The sequence below is a fragment of the Candidatus Chloroploca asiatica genome, from assembly GCF_002532075.1.
Classification (GTDB): Bacteria; Chloroflexota; Chloroflexia; order Chloroflexales; family Chloroflexaceae; genus Chloroploca; species Chloroploca asiatica.
On record NZ_LYXE01000015.1, the window covers coordinates 65,745 to 82,833 of the forward strand.

Here is a 17,089-nt window from a genome sequence, read left to right on the forward strand (position 1 = left end):
AACGATCAATCACTGCTGCGCCTTAGAGGCATTGTACTCACGGATCTCTTTGATCCGCTCGAGCAAATACTCCTCGGCCTCCATATATTCATCCTCGGTAATTTCACCAAGGTCAAGTTTCAATTCCATCTCCATCAACTGACCACGAACCTTCCCTTCGTCGTAGATCTCGCCTTCAGCCTGCTCGAGCAGTTTCTCGGCGATCCAGATGGTGCCATTGATGGGGGCTGTCACCGGCAACAGCAGCAGGTCAGTCAAGATACCCACGCGTAGCTCCTCTCTGGTTCCAACCCCGCTCTGGCGGGAGATTTGATCCTAACTATCCCAGCGGACAACAATATTGACAAAGTTATAGGGCGGCGCACTACCCACGTATTTGAACATCATGCGCTTGCCCATCTCTTGATCCAACTCCTGGACGACCTGATCAACCTCGGTCTCATGCTCTTTCCTGACCAGGAACGCCGCATTGAGCACCATCCGCTCGGTGATGACCATGTTATTCCGGGTTTCCAGCACGAGCGGCTCGATCTTCTCTAGAATATAGTGCGCGTCTTCTTCGCGTTTGCGTTTCATCGCCGACTCGACCAGTTCGCCGAGCTTAATCCGCTGGTAGTAGGTCTCCTCAGGTGACTTGCCCACCAGGCTATCGCGCAACTGGCGAATAGCAGGACTAGCCTCCACAATCTCACGATAGACGACTTCTTCATACCAGAAGGCTTTCAGGCCCAGTTCAACACACCCATCCATTTTGTGCATCAATTGCTCAAGCTCGTCGTAACGACGCTTGAGCATCTGCTCAACAACCGCCTCGGCATCCGGCGCAACAATGCCAAACCGTACCGGAAGAATGGTGTGCGTATTCATCACCTCTTCCAGCACCGTCGTATGCGCAAGCATATTGCGGCGCGTACTATCGTACTCAACAATCGGCGAACTACTCACCACGGCAGCGAGATCCTTATACACAAGCGCATGCACCTGGGCATCCTGGCCCCCGATGCTACGTGATTGAAAGGTCAGCGGAGCCGAACTGCGAATGATGCAGTAGAGGTATTCGCCAATTTCGATGTTTGGAGCGGGCATGAGACTTTCTCCTACGCAGATTAAGATGGTTAACCTTTACGCACCAGGTTCATACCGCGATTCAACCGTCGCTTCGACTAGAAGCTCGTGTTCAGCCAGCGCGGTAACAAGGTGCGCAGCCACCTGCTGCCCCCACGTCACGAGCGCTTCGACCGAGAGATCAGGTGCTAGATCGATATAGAGCCGATTGATCGCAGCAAACGCTGGTGCTACCTGCGGTTCAAGCTGTGGGAAGATTTCACGTTCGAGCACACGTAACAATTCACGGGCGGCATGGTCATGACCAGCACGCACAAAGGGAGCTATTTCCATCGCCAGCACAAGGTGGCTCTCGAGATCACCCCCGAGCAAGATCTGACCAACGACCTGCTCACTACGATTGCCACTAGCAACATCTTGCTCGAGCAGATTGCGTAACTGCGCCCGCCCGGCTAGGCTACGGCCAGCATTCGCGACATTACGGCGATTGAGGTGCAAGAGCGCCTGATCAAAGCCGGTTTCAAGCGTCAACTGATTGGTAAAAATCTCACGGGGTGCACTGATCACCAACCGTTCGAGCAGTTCGCTCAAGAGCGTCTCGAGGCGACTCGCCTGTGGCAGGCCATCACCAGAACCAGTTGGCCTGAATGCCAGCCTGGTACGCAGTGAGCGCGAGGCATGCGTGGTCATATTTTCGGCCAACGGATGCGCATGCTCGTGGGCGAGCAACCCCTGCACAGCCAGCAAATCATCCCAGTAGCCGGCCAGTTCCATCGCCTGCTGATTGACAAAGACATTGCAACGCTCAGGATGCGCTAGATCATAGAGATTAATCACTGGCCGGCTGGCGATCATCGTCGTGCCACCAGGCACCGACGCCAACGTGAGATCGAGTTGTCGCGTCAACGGGCTGAGATCTTGTAACACAAACAGTTGTACCCGCCGATGAGGCCACGTCACGTGCTGCATATAGCGTCGGATGACCATCTCTTCGGCCTGGACAATCGGGCTGACCCCTTCGTCAATATCTGAGACGACCCGTAACTCGGTCGACCCGATCCAGTGCAACTGAACGTGTTTGACGCCGCGACCCATCATTACGCTGCTTTCATCAACCGCAGTTCGAGAATACCATTGTTGTAGCTCTGCTTAAGCGATGCAGCCTCCACCGGAGCCGAGAGCAGGATCTCTTTGGCATAGCGGCGCTCACCATTGGTCTCGATACTCACAATATCGTCCTTGAGTTCAACCTGAATCTGGGCCTCACTGACCCCGGGCAATTCGGCGACAATCACGATCTCTTCACTCTCATCAAAGACATCCACCAGTGGCTCACGGACGTCCGCCACCTCGGGGCCAGCCTCGGTCTTGCGGATATTGCCAAAGCGCTGCACCCGCGGCGAACCATCGCTCGCCGTGCGAATACTCACGCCATAGACACCACGGCCCTTTTCGCCGAGCCCCTTCACCTCAAACTCGCCACTCTGATTGATCTCAAGCTTGTCGTTGGAAGCTAGATCCGAGACCGCATCAAGGAGATCACCAAGACCCTTGAAGAGTCCACCGAGACCAAGATCAAGATTGATCTGTGGTTGTTTCTTGTCACTCACAGCTCTTCTCCTTTATTAATATTCAAGCACAATCGCATGCCATTCAGTCAAAGAGTCATCATCAGACTCATCATCCCGAGCGACACGGTTCCGATTTGGCCGCAACGCTTTGGCCTCAGGTTCGGGGGCTGGAACTGGGGGGGCGGTCGCCTCCATCAGCACTTCAAGCCGATCCAGCACCTCTTGCAAGCGTTCAGCCGTCTGGCGCTGATTTTCCGACCACATGGCCAGTTCACGCTCAAGCATCGCCCGCTTATGTTCGAGGCGCGCCTGTTCCGCCAGGATCTTTTCACGCGTCGGTGGGACCGAACGCCCGCCCGACCCACGCGACGTCATCACATCACGCATACCACGGATCTTCCGGGTCTTCATAGCCAGCGCCCTTTCGCTCTAAAGTCCTGTCTGTTCAGGCATCACACGAGTCGCATGATGTTCGATCAACTGGAGCAACATCTTGCGCTGATTCATCCGGCGGGCACGATTCTTGATACTAAAATCCATCTTGGACTCAAGGATATCGAGACAGATCTGAGCAAAGCGTGGATCGCCAGAGGAAGGCAACAGGCCTTGCAACGCGGTCACCCGAGCAATCATAATGCACGCCCGCAGCGTAGGTGCCTGGTCATACTCACCCGAAGAACGGAATTCGCGCACAAGATCAACCACACGTGCGGCCTCATCGAGGGGCAAGCCCGAATTAGACTGCGTAATCGTGACCTCGGTCTCGCGATCATAATAATCGAGATCAATCGTGATCAAGCGGTCACTGAGCGCATCAGGCAACTCGTGAACCCCGGCATACTCCTGGGGGTTACTAGTAAAGATCGCCCGAAACTCAGGATGCACCTTGAGATACGAATTGCGTCCAGTTGACGTCGGCAAAACAAGCAGGCGTTCTTCGAGCACCGCAAGCAACACATTATTGGCCTCGGGGCGCGAGCGGGTAAACTCATCATAGACGAGCGTGAAGCCCTCGCGACAGGCAGTCGTGAGTCGATTATCAACCCACTGCTGCACGGCATCTTCTTCATACTTCACGACCGAATGGATATAGCGATCGACCACACGGCGGTAGCGATAGCCATTCTGCTCACCAACAAGATCAGAAGACGTGAACTGCTCATCACCAACAATCAACATCACCGGGCGCTGAAACTGTGCCGCAATATGCAACGCCAGCGTTGTTTTACCGGTACCGGCCGGGCCACGCAAATGGACAGGAAAGCCAGCGGTGAGATAGGCTGACGCCCGATCCATCACCTGCGAAGTCGTACTCGTCACCACAAAATCAACACTGGATTGCAGTGAAATAAACGCCTTAGTTCGGTTACCAGTATTCGTAGCAGTGGACATTGCTCCTGTTTCTCCTTACCTGATCAGGGTCAAGTGCAGCACCATGTGGGTGCCCAACTTACCGCATTGTCGGCGACCCCACGGCAGCGTGGGCACTTCCGAGTTCAAGATTAAGCGCAAGATACCAGCGCTGACGGGCCGAAGTATACGTAGGGGGATCGGCATGCCAGCCTTCAAACTCTTCCCAGACACGGCGCAAGCCCGGGGCCGAGCGCGTCCAGGCCCCCGGATCAAGCGACACCTTTCCCGCACCATCACGTGAGCCATAGAGTTGTTGCGCCAGGCCCCGTTCATACTCCAGGCCCGACTGGGTCGCCACACCAAGCACGAGATAGGCCACCACATCGCCAAACGCGAGCGCCAGTGGCTCGGACAGACCGAGGCGATAGGCTGCCACAATTGACATACATGCCACCAGGCGGGCCAATGCCTCGGTTCCACCCCCAGCAGCGCCCTGGCGCAACACCACCAGCGCATCAACATAGGCCAGCGGGGGACGGCGCTGCCAATGCGACGGCGGCATCAACGCCAGCGTAAACTCAGACGCATCAAAGTCACCAATCTCATCAATGTCGGCCAGAGCTGCACCAACCAGCGACCAGAGTTTCTGCAACAGGTTATACGCAACCGAAAGGTCGGGCTGGATGATAATTTCTGGCGTCGCCCCATCACGAAGCATCAGGCGGCACTCGATCTCTTGTAGCGCCTGCAACTGCGGTGGCAGCGTCACCTCGACACTCCCGCTTGTCCGACCGGCCGAACGAATACGTCGCTGTCCAAAATACATAGGTCACTCTCTATGCTAGTTCGCAGTGCAGACCATCTAGCAGATGAACCTCCCAAAAAAAAGTGCTGCGAACCGACCCTTCAACGCATCTCTTCACCTGCCCAACCAAATGTCCCAAGCGAGATAAAGCAGCCAAGCGAACAAGAGTTATCATCCGAGGGGCCACTGGTGTCAACCAGCGACCCCTCGTTACCGGCGTGGCGCCTGACCGCGCCTGGTACGACCAGAGATACACCTTGTTCGACAGCGCGACGTCGATCAAATGATCGAAGATGACCCGCCAGAGACTATGCTCTCAAGTCAAGGCTAAAGGCGAACAACGTTTCGGCTGCTATGGTGTATTGACCGAACATAACTAGTAGCGAAGGGAAGTTTACCGCCGAAGTCACCCTCGGCGTTTTTCCATATCCTGATTGAATTGCGCCCAAGCTTCCTTGGAGGCAAGGTGATCAGCACGCACTTCCATCCTCGCCGCGTTTGCGTCAGCAATGAACGTTTGTGTCCGTTCACGCAGATCGGCCATGAAAGCATCGAGCCGCTGACGCTGATCCTGCGACATTGACTGTCGCTCGTTATCACAGGTCTTCAAGAAGTCAGCAACATCTTTGCGCAGATTACCAGTAAACTCATCAAGTTTCTGCTGCTGTTCTGCACTCATCGCCTTATGCGCGGCATCAAACCCACCAAGCATCCCAGCAACATCTTTTTCAAGTGCTGCATTGAATGCCTCTAACTCTTGCCGCTGCGCAGTTGCCATCGTCAGATGGGCTTGACGCGTCGCAGCAAGTTGAGCTTCGGTCTCTTTTTGCAGGGCACCGACCGCCGCTACCCGACTGTCGTACGCCGCCCGCATTTCAGCGGTGAGACGGCTCATATCTTCGGATAGTGACATTGGAACCTCCGATTGCTTATCGAGCGAGCGAAACTATGGTAGCCAACATAACGGGGAGCGCGGCGTGCCTCATACGGATGACCATGCTCCCCACTGTTATCTAACCAGCCACATACGCTACCCGACACAGAACAAGCCGTTAGGCAGTAGCAGCGGCGGTCAGGCCCACGGCCTCAGCATATTTCAGATAGGTGTCCACACCAGCGACGACCACACGAGCCTCAATCGCAAGCAACTCAATGCCAACGAGCGATACGCGAACCCATGCGTCAACGACGATGCCCTTATCGAGGATACGGTCAATGACTTCGGCAAGGCTGCTGGATGCGTTCATCTTCTCGATTGCCATGGTAGTACTCCTAATATCAAGTGATAGAGACGAAAGAAGAAAGTACGAAAAAGTCCTAAGCAGTGGCGGCGGCGGTCAGGCCCACGGCCTCGGCATACTTCAGATAGGTATCCACACCGGCGACGACCACCCGAGCCTCAATTGCCAGCAACTCAATGCCGACAAGCGATACGCGAACCCATGCGTCAACAACAATACCCTTATCAAGGATACGGTCAATGACTTCGGCCAGGCTACTAGATGCGTTCATCTTCTCGATTGCCATGTTACATTCACCCCCTTTCGCGCTTAAACATTCCACACACGCAGCATACTACGCCAGGGAGCGCTTGTGTGTTAGGTATGCGTTAGGGTATCAGCAGTTTGTCAGCCTAACGGTTGGTCTCGACCATCCCACCCAGGATGTAGCCATGACGCGGTACCGTGCGGATGTACTGCGAGTTGTTGGGATCAAGCTCGATCTTGTGGCGAAGGTTCATAATGTGCCAGCGCACGAGGCCCCGCTCAGCGAGATCAACCGGATACCCAAAGACCTCTTGCAACAACCGCGTACTCGAACAGACTTCGCCCTGATGGGTCAAGAAATAGTGCAGCAGGTCAAATTCAGACGGCGTCAGAATAACCGCCCGCGAGCCAATGTTGGCAATACGGGTATGCACATCAAGGTGCAAATCCTCATAGGAGAGTACGCTCTGCTCTGGTTCATTGGCAAGATTATTCTGACTGACACGGCGGAGCAAGGCACGGATGCGGGCCTTCAATTCACCAAAATCAAAGGGCTTGACCAGATAATCATCCGCGCCACCATCCAATCCGCCGATGCGATCCTCGATCGAATTGCGCCGCGAGAGAAAGAGGATCGGAACCGCCGCAAGATCAATCTGGCGGCGCAAGGCAAGGCATACCTGTACTCCATCCATCTGCGGCATGACAATATCAAGCACAATCAAATCAGGTTGATGATGTTGCGCGAGCGCAAGGCCATCAACCCCATTGAAGGCTGTCATCACATCATAGCCTTCATCCATAAGGGTGTGTTTCAGAGCCCAGACAAGATCAGGCTCGTCATCAATAATAAGAATTCGACTCGCCGTCATAACCTGCTTCCTATTACGTTATCAGTTCTGATGGAGGGTTGCTTCAGCTACGGGTAACCGGACAAGGAAGGTTGTCCCCAATCCGGGCGTACTCTGCACCTCAATCACACCACCACATTGCTGGATGATGCTATAGCTCACCGCCAGACCAAGGCCCGTGCCCTGGCCTGTCGTCCAGTGCGTAAAGAAGGGATCAAAAATGCGCGAGAGATGTTCAGGGAGGATCCCCACCCCGGTATCACGCACGCTAAACCTGACCCAATCGGCTTCACAGGTTGCCTCTATCTGCAAGAGACCACCCCCGGGCATCGCCTGGCAGGCATTGAGGATCAAGTTGGTCACGACCTGTTGCAAAAGGGCACCATTGCCAATAACCGCTGGCAGATCGGGGGGGATAGCATGCCGGAAATCAATCCCCCGCATCCGCAACTGATACTCCATGATCAACAAGGTTGACTCAAGTACCCGTTTCACATCGGCGACTTCAACCTCAACTGCTTTGGGCCGCGCAAAGGTCAATAGGCTATCAATAATAATGGCAGCACGCCTCGTCGCATGATGGATCTGCTGGAGGCATTGCTGAAGCAGGGAAGAATTACCGAGATGATCCTGGGCAAGCTGGGCATTCGCCGAGATAATGCCCAGGGGATTGCGCAATTCGTGCCCAATCCCACTCGCCATCACACCGAGCGACGCCATCTTGGCCGACTGAAACACCTGCGCCTGCAACTTGCGGTGCTCGGTGAGATCACGGCCAACGACAACGACACCAGCCCCGACCCCAGGTTCAAGCTCGATTGGGGAAAACCGCCACGCAATGGGTATGAGTTGATCGTGATGAGCGAGGAGGTCTATTTCACATGTATAAACAGAGCGGCCAACACCAGACATTTCAAGCAATTCGCGCATGCGTGGCCGCTGGTCAACAGAACAGAGTTCGGCAAGATTACGGCCAATCACCTCTTCACGGGTATAGCCACTGATCTGCTCGGCAGCGCGATTCCAGGTCACAATTTCACCCTTGCCATCGGTCGCAATGACGAGATCGCTCGCCGATTCGACAATATTGGCGAGATGACGTTTTGCCTGCAAAACTTCTGCCGAAAGTTGGGCATGTTCATGGTAGAGCTGCACCGTATGGTCGTGCATGTCGACCCGATAGATCGCATTGGTCAAGATATCAGCAATGCGCTCGATCAGCCGCGTCTCGTACACGGTGATTGGTTCCGCACTGCCAACCCAAAGCACCCCAAGCGCCATCTCGTGAATATGCAATGGAAGGCCAAGCAAGCCTGCGACAGGAGGGGCATTCACGGCGACAAAATCAGGATGAGACAACGATGGCGCATTGTGCTGCACGACCTGACCCTGACGCAAGATCTGCAATGAAGACGCTGACGGATCGGTAAGAACCCCGCCCTGGTTTGACGTCCAGATGCCACGTGCCGCAACAACGACAAGCCCCTGTTCGTGGCGCAGCAATAAGGCAATGCCAACACTATTCAACTGCACATACATATAATCAAGGCAGAGTTTCAGCATATGCTGCCGCGACGTGCCGCCCCGCATTGTCCGCGAAAGCGTCGTGACCACCTCATACGTACGATCGCGCCATGTCCGTTCAATCACCATCGACAGCGCATCGGCAACTGTCTGCACAAACGCAAGATCAGCCCGCGAAAAGGTATGCCGCTGTTTACTCAACAAGGTGATCGCACCAAACGTACGACCTTTATACGCAATTGGAAGGCAGATACCGCTGCGCATATGGTGCAAGCCAGCAAGGGCACCTCCAGCGAAACGATCCTCTACCGGCAGATCATTGACCACTGTCGGCGTCAATTGATGCAGGGTATAGGCCAGCAAAGGATCTTCTTCTAAGGAGACATAGATTCGCTGCTGGATCGTTTTTGGATCAGTCAGATAGGCATGCACTTTGACGTAATCAGTGGCAGGCAACACCTCAACAATGCGACACCAGGTCACATCAAGCGCACGAGCCACATGGCGCACCGTCCAGGTAAAGAGATCGGCCAGTGACTCGCTGCTCAAGGCACGCCAGTTCAACTGCGCAATTGCCGCCTGACGCCGACTCTTCGGCACGTCACGCTGTGTCCGGCGCGGGATGGCACGCGCAAGGGCTTTGTGTTCTTGCTCAAGCAAGTTACTGATCTGGCGACTAGCATTACAAAGCATCTGCTCTTGCTGTGGGGTCAGGGTGCGTGCAAGCTGATCAAGGACGAGGAGCGAACCGATGGAGGTTCCTTGGAGATTGAAGAGCGGAACGCCCGCGAGAAAACGGGCATATGGCGCACCCACAACCAGCGGATGCGCACGAAAACGGGCATCAGCCGTCAGATCAACGACCTGGAACACCCCGTACTGGTGCATGATCTCCAGGCTAAACGCATGGACGCGAGGCAACCAGCGGGTTTGCACCCCACGCCGATATTTGAAAAACTCGCGATCACCCCCCATCACCGCAATGATAACCATCGGTGCTTCACATGCATTCGCTACAAGCTGAAGCAGATCCTCTAGCAGAAGTTCCGTTGTTGCCTGATCTGACATGGCCTTCCTTGCTCCTATAGGATCGTGCACGATCCAGACTAGAGCGAGTACGCGACAAAGGGACAGCCCGAAGCACAGGATGTTGTGTGTAACGCACGTTTTCTGGGGTTGTGTCACCCTGCGTACCACATGGCCCACGGGCCAATAACGCCGCGAACAACAGGGTGAGCGCCCGTGAGACCTCATCGGTCTTGAAGACCGGTGAGGTCTCAGGCTCCTGTACCGAGGCATGTATCGTTTCCTGATGCGCTCGGCTCTTTACCTATCCCCTATTCCCTACGATCCTGGCCTCATCTGGTGTTTCACGTGAAACAGCTACGAGCTTGCGGCAAGCGTCATCAACAATAACGCCTGGAGGCCACGTCCAAGTTTGGCGGGCACAATATACTCATCCTGGCGATGTGCATTGCCACCCTCGGTCAACCCAATGCAAATCGCAGGAAGACCCTGGCTCAATGGGATATTGGCATCGGTACTGCTATGCTGATAGCTCACCGTTGCCCCAACCGCGTGGTACGCCGAAACAGCCATCTGCACCAAGGGATGCTCGCGTTGAATAGCCCCCGAAGGCCGATCACCAACGACGGTCGTCTTAAACTGAATGGTCTCGGTCTCCGCTGCCGCTAGCGCAACAAGACGGTCAACCTGGGCAATCAGATGTTGCAACGCCCTGGCATCAACCGAACGCATATCGAGCAACATGCTTGCATGTTCGGCGATCGTATTGACCGACGTACCACCTTCGATGACACCGATATTAAAGGTCGTGCGCGGTGTGCGCGGCACCGAAAGCAACGCAATCTGGGCAGCCAGACGCACCAGGGCATGAATGGCACTCGGGACGCCAAAATTAGCCCATGAATGACCACCCGGCGAAATCGCCTCGATCCGGTAACGCCGCACGCCGATAGCCTGATGGTGCAACGTCCCAAAATCACATCCCTCTAGCACAATCACCTGGCCGGCTCTTGTGCGGAGCCGGGCAAGGGCCGCTTTGATCCCACAAAGATCGCCCAAGCCCTCTTCGCCTACATTCGCCACAAACCAGATATCACGTTGATGTGGCAAGTTGTGACGCTGCAACGTCTGCGCCAGATGAATCAAGGCCGCAACCCCAGTGCTGTTGTCACCAAGCCCCGGCCCATACACCCGGTCGCCTTCATACCGCACCGTGAGGTCGGTCTCGCGCGGAAAGACGGTATCAATATGGGCCGAAACGATCAGGGCCGGTGAACCGGCTGGCCCCGGTCGCCGACCATAAACGTTGTTGAGTTCATCGGAAGTCACATCCTGTAGGCCCAGCGCATGGAAACGCTCGAGGACAAATGCCGTCCGCTCACCTTCGTCAAAGGTGGGAGCAGGGATCTGCTGAACCGCTAGGGCGGTTGCGAGGATGGGACGGTAATCAGCCAGTTCAGCTAAGGCTGAACGAACAAGTGGATGGGCACGCCAACGCTGAATATCCATAAGCTGCCAATATGTGCAAGAGGCCTGTTTGCTTCCAACTGGCCTCATCAAAGCTAGTCCAGGGTCACATCGTTACAACGCACCTCCAACACATGGCTCTATTGCCCTGCGTGTAGTGTGGAGGTAGAGGTGGAGGAACAGGATTATAGGAAGCGTGAGAAGGTTGCTGTCTGGCAAGGTTCCAGCTAGATTATACCATTTCAATCTGTGAAGATGCGCATCAGCCATCCGGGGAACTTGTCTTGATTCAGAAGCTGAACACTGGCTGTCGGTGGCACATAGCGCCACGGCGTCTCTGGGTTAACCCAGAGACGCCGTGGCGCGTGAGGCAATCTCCTCTTCAGCGTTTTTTGAAGAGCAAGATATATTCATGTTTGAAGATATAGAAACCACCCACCAGCGCACGGTAACGCCATAGTTCTTTCTGTTCGCGTTTCGCTGTGGTTGTTTCGAAATTCTTGACGATGATGCTCTTTAAGGCAAATCCTTTGTCGAGAATGGCGTTCATTACCTGAAAGCCCAGTGGAACCCATTCGCCACGCGTGTATTTGTCGCCAATCACCACCACAAGGTAACGCCCTCGGTCAAGCACTTCGCCCGCTCGCTCAGCAATGGTGCCCATCAAGGTCAGAAAATGATCAACTGATGCCGCATTGGATAGATCGTCAGGATCGTCGCTGAAGGGAATAATGTCAAAATAGGGGGGATGCATGATCACCAACTGGACGCTCCGTTGGCCGTACCGCGCCAAAAGTTCGTGATAGTCAAGGGTCGCACTATTGCCCTGCACGACATCTCGCACAACCTTGTGCGGATTCGGCTCGACTTCGATCAAGCCCTTGGCATACGCCACCATGCGTGCTTGCAATTCAATTCCCAGGGTGTTGCGCCCAAGACGCTGCCCTTCAATCAGGGTAGTGCCCGAGCCAGCAAAGGTGTCGAGCACCCAGTCTCCCTTTTTGGTGTAGCGGCGCATCATCTGGTTGGGAATCTGTGGAATGAAGTTGCCCCAGTAGCCTGCTGTGTGCGCACCCGAATCGTCACGCCGGTCGATCAGCCACAAGCTGTCAGTCAAAAGGTCTTCGTATTCTTTCCAACGATTGAGGTTAATATCGTTAATCGCGCCGGTTCGCACTTCCGAAATAGCACGGATCAGGCGCTCAAGATAGTACCTCGCCCGCTCCAGCGTCAATGCGGCGGCAATCTGGTCAAGCTCGCGCTCGAGGTATCGCCGGCCAAGCTCAACGCTCGCGCCATCGCTCGCATCGGCAGGACAGGAAGATACTGCCAGGGCTAGTTCGGCTTTAAATGCGGCAAGCCCCTGACGCAAAAGGGCAAGCGATTCGCTTTCCTTCCATTGCGACAGTCGTTCAAGCAGGCTCACTGCATTGAAGCGAAGCGGTTCGTCGGTCGACATACGTGGCTCTCTCTCTGGCAAAAGCGCAGGTATTCCAGGTACACAAGCATAACAGCCGTCACGCAACCCTTATCTTACTCGATCTATTGCAGGAAGAGTTCACCCCTCACCTGAGAGCCACGGCAATTGCATCGTCTGCCGTGGCCGTCAACGGCTCGGCTTCTGGAGAGCAAAAGCCACCTGCGTGACCAGGGCGATTGCATCTTCCGTGTATACACCCCGCCAGGGCACCCGCCAGGGGTGCCCCTACACCGGGCCCCGGCCCTGTAGGGGCACCCCTTTCAAAGGGTTTCACTAAATAGGGTCAAACGACCGCTTTTCGTGAGACACAGCCCCGGTTTAACTCGTCCCAATGCGGTATATATGTTGGCAGGCACCCATGAGGCGTTTTACTGCATTGGGAAGCCCTTCCCAGAACAGGTGAAACCCTTTGAGGGGGCACCCCTGGCGGGTGCCCCTACAGGGCCGGGGGCCGCCGTTGGCGCCGCTGGTTGCATGCACATGCTGCCACATAGCGCGTATGTTTGTATCCGATTTCGTATGATGCAATCGCCCTGACCCGAACACATACACGTGTTGCATCAGCATTCACCTCATGGTACAATCGCCAGCATTGGGCAGGTCGCATAGTCTGGTCTAGTGCGCGGCACTGGAAATGCCGTACAGCGGCAACGCTGTCGAGGGTTCGAATCCCTCCCTGCCCGCCATCTATTTCCTCTTTTCTATCTTCTAAATCCTTGTCTTATCGCCCATACTGATGCCCCGGTAGATCAATGGAGTGCTGACTTCTGTCGGCTGCCCGTCAGGTGCCTATGATCACGTCACCGCACCCTCGCTCACGTACGTTTTTTGTCGCCCTGACCCTGCTCTTGAGCGGCTGGTATCTGCTGACGATGAGTGGGCATACCTATTCGCCCGATGAAGAGACGATGCTGGCCGTCACGCGGAGTCTGCTTGAGCAGGGTGATGTGGTCGTGCGCAATGACGCTGATGCGCCGTTTTCAGCGTTGCGGCCCGGGCGTGAAGGTCAGTCCTTTTCACCGTATGGTGTCTTGCCATCGCTGCTTGCCTTGCCGCTCTATGCCCTGGGGTCATGGTTCGGAGGCAGCGATCCGGCCACCAGCAGTTATACAGCCCGCTTTGCGGTGATGATGCTCAATGGGCCGATCACCGCAGCGACCGCAGCCCTGATCGCCTGGTGGGCCCTCAAACTGGGCGCCCGCCATCGTTGGGCTGTGTTCCTGGCTCTCCTCTATGGCCTGGCAACCTTCGCGTGGCCTTATGCACGGACTTTCTTTTCTGAACCAGTTGCGGCTCTGTTGCTGTTGCTTGCTGCCGAACGCGCCTGGAGCGCAGGCCAGTTCCTTCGCCAGTCTGGGTCGACACCTCAAAAGAGCGTCGCGCCACCACGCCTTCGTCGTGCGCACTCCAGTTCACCTCCAAAAGAGCATCTCGTGTGGGTTTCGCTGATGCTCTTTTGCTCCGGGTTGGCGGCTGGCCTGTTGCCGACAACCCGCATCGCCGCTGGCGTGGCGCTGCCGATCCTCGGTCTCTATCTGCTCTGGATGAGTGGCGAGGCGTGGCGACAACAGCGGTACCGTGAAGCATGGCTTGTACCGTTTGCCTGGGGCGTCGGGTTGGTGCCTGGCCTTGCCATCCTCGTATGGTACAACCTGGCTCGTTTTGGTACACCCTTCGCCTCGGGGTACGCGAGTGAAGCAAACCTCTTTACGGCACCGCTCACCGAAGGTCTCTATGGGTTGCTCGTTAGCCCGGGCAAGAGTCTCTTCTTGTTTGCCCCGCCGGTCTTACTGGCCTTGCCAGGGGCCGTGGTGCTGTGGCGACGCGGGCACCGCGAGGCGGTACTGCTCGGCTTGGGGCTCTTTCTGAGCCACTTGCTGCTCTATGCGCGCTGGGGCGAATGGGAAGGCGGCGGCGTCTGGGGGCCACGCTTCTTGCTCCCTGCCATCCCGCCGCTGATCCTGCTGGCCGCTGGGTTATGGCAACACAACCCTGGTAAGCAACGCTCTCCGCTGGGTCACAGTCGTATTGGCCTGGTGATCCTCGTGGGGGTGATCGGTTTTGTTGGCAACCTGGGCGGTGTTCTCTTCAACTTCAGCACCTACGTCGTGCTCGCAACACCGACCGACAAGGTCTACACGCTGCCCGGTTCACCGCTGCTTGGGCATTGGCGAATGTTGACGGAGCGTTGGAGTGCGTATACCGCACCAGCACCGATCTGCCGTCTCGGGGATGGCTGGTATGCCAGTGAAGACCCGGGAGGGGCGCTGCTACCACGAAGGACAGGGGCGCAGGGCAAGCTCAGATGTACCACCGCCGGTACCCAACTCACGCTCACCCTGGATGATCGCCGTCCAGCCGAGGCCCCCACAAGTCAACTGACCCTCTGGTTGAATGAGGAGCGTATCGGCACGCCACCAACGGGCACCATCCGCACCTATCGCCTCCTGGTGCCACCAGGCAAAGCCCGGCTGAAGATCGAGGCCGTCACATGGAATCCACAGGCCATCGGCTTCAGTGAGCGCAACGACGAACTCGGGCCACAACTGATGCTGCTCCAGGGACGGACAGAAGATGGCGGGCCGATCACCATTGCCGACACCGCCATTGCCCCGCTGCCAACCCGGCCACGGCCACGCTGGGCCTGGTACTACGACCCGCCCAACCAGCACTTGGTTGACCACTGGGCCTGGTACCTGCCGCGCACCGAATTGACCGGGCCACGCGCCTGGACTGGCGCACTGCTAATCATCGTCACCGGAAGTGCGCTACTTGGCAGCGGCATACGCTTACAGCGCCAGAGCTGACCATCACCCGTCAGCTCGTTTCTAACCTGAGCTTCCACAACCTTTGCAACGCAACTCCATCGCTTCTCCATCGCTTCCTGCTAGACTGGGATCATACCTAGGGCGATTGCATCTTCCGTGTATGCACCCCGCCAAGGCACCCGCAAGGGCACCCGCAAGGGGCGGGGCACCCGCAAGGGGTGCCCCGTTGTATCCGATTTCGTATGATGCAATCGCCCTGGGATCATACCGTTCAGCGGCACATAGTAAAGCAAGCCGCCCAGTCAAAGGAAACAATAATGCGCCCGACCATGATCATCCTCTTACTCATCACCTTGCTCACCGGATGCGCAGTCACACCAGCAAGTGCGAGCCCAGGCAGCGCACTGCCGAGCGATCCAGCGACGGTTGTCGCAACCAACCTGAGTCAGGAACAGCGTGACGGCCTCGTCTTTATGCGTGAAGAAGAAAAACTGGCCCACGATCTCTACATAGCGTTAGGTGCAACATGGAAGCTACCCGTCTTTACCAACATCGCGGCAAGCGAGCAGACGCACACCGACGCCGTCAAGACCTTGTTGGAGCGCTATGGCATCGCTGATCCAGCGGCAAGCACGGCACCTGGCGTGTTCAGCGATCCAGCCCTGCAAGCCCTCTACAATGACCTGTTAGCCGAGGGCAAAACCTCAGTCACAGCAGCCCTCAGCATTGGTGCCGCGGTTGAAGAAATTGACATTCTGGACCTACGCGAACGGACAACAAGCGATCTGCCTGCCGACATTGCCCGGGTCTACAGCCAACTCGAAGCCGCCTCAGAGAACCATCTGCGTGCCTTTGTGAGCCAGTACGAAAACCAGACAGGCACCGCTTATGAGCCACAATACCTGTCGATGGCAGAATACACCGCTATTATGGAAGCAGCCGGGCAGGGCCATCAAGGGCAGGGCAATCAGGGCCAGGGCAATCAGCGACGCGGGCAACGCCCATAATACCAGACACTGTGAGGACAACAAAGAGCGTGCCGAAGCGCAAAACCCACAACCGAGCGCCAGCAATGCTGGCGCTCGGTTGTGGGTAAACGGCAACTATCTCGATCGTCGGCTACGTCACTCAGACGCGGACAAACGCCGACATAATCACAATATCATGCAGATTGCCATCGCGGTCAATCGCGTGACGAGCGAGTTGGCCCTCAACGGCAAAACCAAGGCGACTAAAGATCGCCTGGCCTGCCGTGAGCGCCGCGAGCATATCAACCGTGACTTTGGTCGCACCAAGGTCACGAGAAGCTTCAACAATCGCCTGAGCGAGATGCATGCCAAGGCCACTGCGCCGATAGCTCGGCAACACAATCAAGCGAATATTCGCCACATGATTCGACCAACCGGGAAGTCGTAACGCAGCAGCATAGCCCGCAATCTCATTTTCTGGACTAACAGCAATCACCTGACGCCAATTTTCGGCGTGGGCAGCATTCGCCAGACGGGCAATGATCTCGGGATGGGTAAAATCATCCTCAAGGTAGAGCAAGTCATTTTTCGGAAGAGCCTGACCAAATTGCGATAGGGCTAACTTATCGTTCTCAGTAAAGTTACGGATGGTAACCTGACGACCATCCTTCAATGCTACGCTGCTGCTTGCCGCTTCAGTGCGTTGGGCCATGCCCTGCCTCCT

At 56.1% G+C, this 17,089-nt stretch carries 17 protein-coding genes and 1 tRNA gene; 3 read left to right on the forward strand and 15 right to left on the reverse strand.

What is annotated here, in order from left to right; all coding sequences use genetic code 11:
• Positions 1-9 precede the first annotated feature (9 nt).
• The 14 genes from A9Q02_RS01350 to A9Q02_RS01415 form a co-directional block, all read right to left on the reverse strand.
• Positions 10-267, reverse strand: a complete 258-nt coding sequence (locus tag A9Q02_RS01350) for a gas vesicle protein GvpG (RefSeq protein WP_172450489.1) — start codon at positions 265-267, stop codon at positions 10-12.
• A gap of 48 nt (positions 268-315) precedes the next feature.
• Positions 316-1,086, reverse strand: a complete 771-nt coding sequence (locus tag A9Q02_RS01355; protein WP_097650578.1) for a GvpL/GvpF family gas vesicle protein — start codon at positions 1,084-1,086, stop codon at positions 316-318.
• Between the two features lie 36 nt (positions 1,087-1,122).
• Positions 1,123-2,163 carry a hypothetical protein gene (locus A9Q02_RS01360; RefSeq protein ID WP_141508648.1) on the reverse strand — a complete coding sequence of 347 codons (1,041 nt, stop codon included), beginning with the start codon at positions 2,161-2,163 and terminating at the stop codon, positions 1,123-1,125.
• On the reverse strand, positions 2,163-2,675 hold the full coding sequence (gene hsp20, locus A9Q02_RS01365) for an archaeal heat shock protein Hsp20 (RefSeq protein ID WP_097650580.1): 513 nt from the start codon (positions 2,673-2,675) through the stop codon (positions 2,163-2,165). Before hsp20 ends, A9Q02_RS01360 begins: the two co-directional genes overlap by 1 nt.
• Before the next feature lie 15 nt (positions 2,676-2,690).
• Entirely contained in the window at positions 2,691-3,047 is a 357-nt protein-coding gene (locus tag A9Q02_RS01370) for a hypothetical protein (RefSeq protein WP_141508650.1), read from the reverse strand.
• Positions 3,048-3,065: 18 nt separating this feature from the next.
• A complete protein-coding gene (gene gvpN / locus A9Q02_RS01375; RefSeq protein WP_097650582.1) occupies positions 3,066-4,028 on the reverse strand; it encodes a gas vesicle protein GvpN in 963 nt (320 codons plus the stop codon).
• A gap of 58 nt (positions 4,029-4,086) precedes the next feature.
• Positions 4,087-4,815 (reverse strand): hypothetical protein, encoded by a 729-nt coding sequence (locus A9Q02_RS01380; protein ID WP_097650583.1) that lies wholly within the window; start codon positions 4,813-4,815, stop codon positions 4,087-4,089.
• 385 nt (positions 4,816-5,200) lie between these two features.
• Positions 5,201-5,707, reverse strand: a complete 507-nt coding sequence (locus tag A9Q02_RS01385) for a hypothetical protein (RefSeq protein WP_141508652.1) — start codon at positions 5,705-5,707, stop codon at positions 5,201-5,203.
• Positions 5,708-5,846: 139 nt separating this feature from the next.
• The gene (gene gvpA / locus A9Q02_RS01390; RefSeq protein WP_097650585.1) at positions 5,847-6,056 is read right to left on the reverse strand and encodes a gas vesicle structural protein GvpA; all 210 of its coding nucleotides are present in this window, start codon (positions 6,054-6,056) and stop codon (positions 5,847-5,849) included.
• 55 nt (positions 6,057-6,111) lie between these two features.
• Positions 6,112-6,321 (reverse strand): gas vesicle structural protein GvpA, encoded by a 210-nt coding sequence (gene gvpA, locus A9Q02_RS01395; RefSeq protein ID WP_097650585.1) that lies wholly within the window; start codon positions 6,319-6,321, stop codon positions 6,112-6,114.
• Positions 6,322-6,427: 106 nt separating this feature from the next.
• The gene (locus tag A9Q02_RS01400; protein WP_097650586.1) at positions 6,428-7,153 is read right to left on the reverse strand and encodes a response regulator transcription factor; all 726 of its coding nucleotides are present in this window, start codon (positions 7,151-7,153) and stop codon (positions 6,428-6,430) included.
• A gap of 21 nt (positions 7,154-7,174) precedes the next feature.
• Positions 7,175-9,724, reverse strand: coding sequence for a GAF domain-containing protein (locus tag A9Q02_RS01405; RefSeq protein WP_172450492.1), 2,550 nt, complete (start codon positions 9,722-9,724; stop codon positions 7,175-7,177).
• A gap of 315 nt (positions 9,725-10,039) precedes the next feature.
• Positions 10,040-11,191 carry a M20/M25/M40 family metallo-hydrolase gene (locus tag A9Q02_RS01410; RefSeq protein WP_097650588.1) on the reverse strand — a complete coding sequence of 384 codons (1,152 nt, stop codon included), beginning with the start codon at positions 11,189-11,191 and terminating at the stop codon, positions 10,040-10,042.
• Between the two features lie 340 nt (positions 11,192-11,531).
• Complete coding sequence (locus tag A9Q02_RS01415; protein WP_245860179.1) at positions 11,532-12,575, reverse strand: TRM11 family SAM-dependent methyltransferase; 1,044 nt, start codon at positions 12,573-12,575, stop codon at positions 11,532-11,534.
• Positions 12,576-13,223: 648 nt separating this feature from the next.
• On the opposite strand from A9Q02_RS01415, the gene A9Q02_RS01420 reads away from it, so the two are divergent.
• The 3 genes from A9Q02_RS01420 to A9Q02_RS01430 all read left to right on the forward strand — a co-directional run bounded on the left by A9Q02_RS01420 (position 13,224) and on the right by A9Q02_RS01430 (position 16,404).
• Positions 13,224-13,315 (forward strand) — tRNA-Ser (locus tag A9Q02_RS01420).
• 105 nt (positions 13,316-13,420) lie between these two features.
• A complete protein-coding gene (locus A9Q02_RS01425) occupies positions 13,421-15,436 on the forward strand; it encodes a hypothetical protein (protein ID WP_097650590.1) in 2,016 nt (671 codons plus the stop codon).
• 278 nt (positions 15,437-15,714) lie between these two features.
• Positions 15,715-16,404 (forward strand): DUF2202 domain-containing protein, encoded by a 690-nt coding sequence (locus tag A9Q02_RS01430; RefSeq protein WP_172450495.1) that lies wholly within the window; start codon positions 15,715-15,717, stop codon positions 16,402-16,404.
• Between the two features lie 121 nt (positions 16,405-16,525).
• Here the strand turns inward: A9Q02_RS01430 and A9Q02_RS01435 are convergent, their stop codons facing one another.
• Positions 16,526-17,077 carry a GNAT family N-acetyltransferase gene (locus A9Q02_RS01435; protein ID WP_097650592.1) on the reverse strand — a complete coding sequence of 184 codons (552 nt, stop codon included), beginning with the start codon at positions 17,075-17,077 and terminating at the stop codon, positions 16,526-16,528.
• Positions 17,078-17,089: the final 12 nt, after the last annotated feature.

Coding starts and splice junctions, on each gene's coding strand:
- A9Q02_RS01355 (WP_097650578.1), bottom strand. CDS start 1,086: ATGCCCGCTCCAAACATCGAAATTGGCGAATACCTCTACTGCATCATT.
- A9Q02_RS01400 (WP_097650586.1), bottom strand. CDS start 7,153: ATGACGGCGAGTCGAATTCTTATTATTGATGACGAGCCTGATCTTGTC.
- gvpN (WP_097650582.1), bottom strand. CDS start 4,028: ATGTCCACTGCTACGAATACTGGTAACCGAACTAAGGCGTTTATTTCA.
- A9Q02_RS01430 (WP_172450495.1), top strand. CDS start 15,715: ATGCGCCCGACCATGATCATCCTCTTACTCATCACCTTGCTCACCGGA.
- A9Q02_RS01370 (WP_141508650.1), bottom strand. CDS start 3,047: ATGAAGACCCGGAAGATCCGTGGTATGCGTGATGTGATGACGTCGCGT.
- A9Q02_RS01405 (WP_172450492.1), bottom strand. CDS start 9,724: ATGTCAGATCAGGCAACAACGGAACTTCTGCTAGAGGATCTGCTTCAG.
- gvpA (WP_097650585.1), bottom strand. CDS start 6,056: ATGGCAATCGAGAAGATGAACGCATCCAGCAGCCTTGCCGAAGTCATT.
- A9Q02_RS01385 (WP_141508652.1), bottom strand. CDS start 5,707: ATGTCACTATCCGAAGATATGAGCCGTCTCACCGCTGAAATGCGGGCG.
- A9Q02_RS01360 (WP_141508648.1), bottom strand. CDS start 2,163: ATGATGGGTCGCGGCGTCAAACACGTTCAGTTGCACTGGATCGGGTCG.
- A9Q02_RS01425 (WP_097650590.1), top strand. CDS start 13,421: ATGATCACGTCACCGCACCCTCGCTCACGTACGTTTTTTGTCGCCCTG.
- A9Q02_RS01410 (WP_097650588.1), bottom strand. CDS start 11,191: ATGGATATTCAGCGTTGGCGTGCCCATCCACTTGTTCGTTCAGCCTTA.
- A9Q02_RS01435 (WP_097650592.1), bottom strand. CDS start 17,077: ATGGCCCAACGCACTGAAGCGGCAAGCAGCAGCGTAGCATTGAAGGAT.
- gvpA (WP_097650585.1), bottom strand. CDS start 6,321: ATGGCAATCGAGAAGATGAACGCATCTAGTAGCCTGGCCGAAGTCATT.
- A9Q02_RS01380 (WP_097650583.1), bottom strand. CDS start 4,815: ATGTATTTTGGACAGCGACGTATTCGTTCGGCCGGTCGGACAAGCGGG.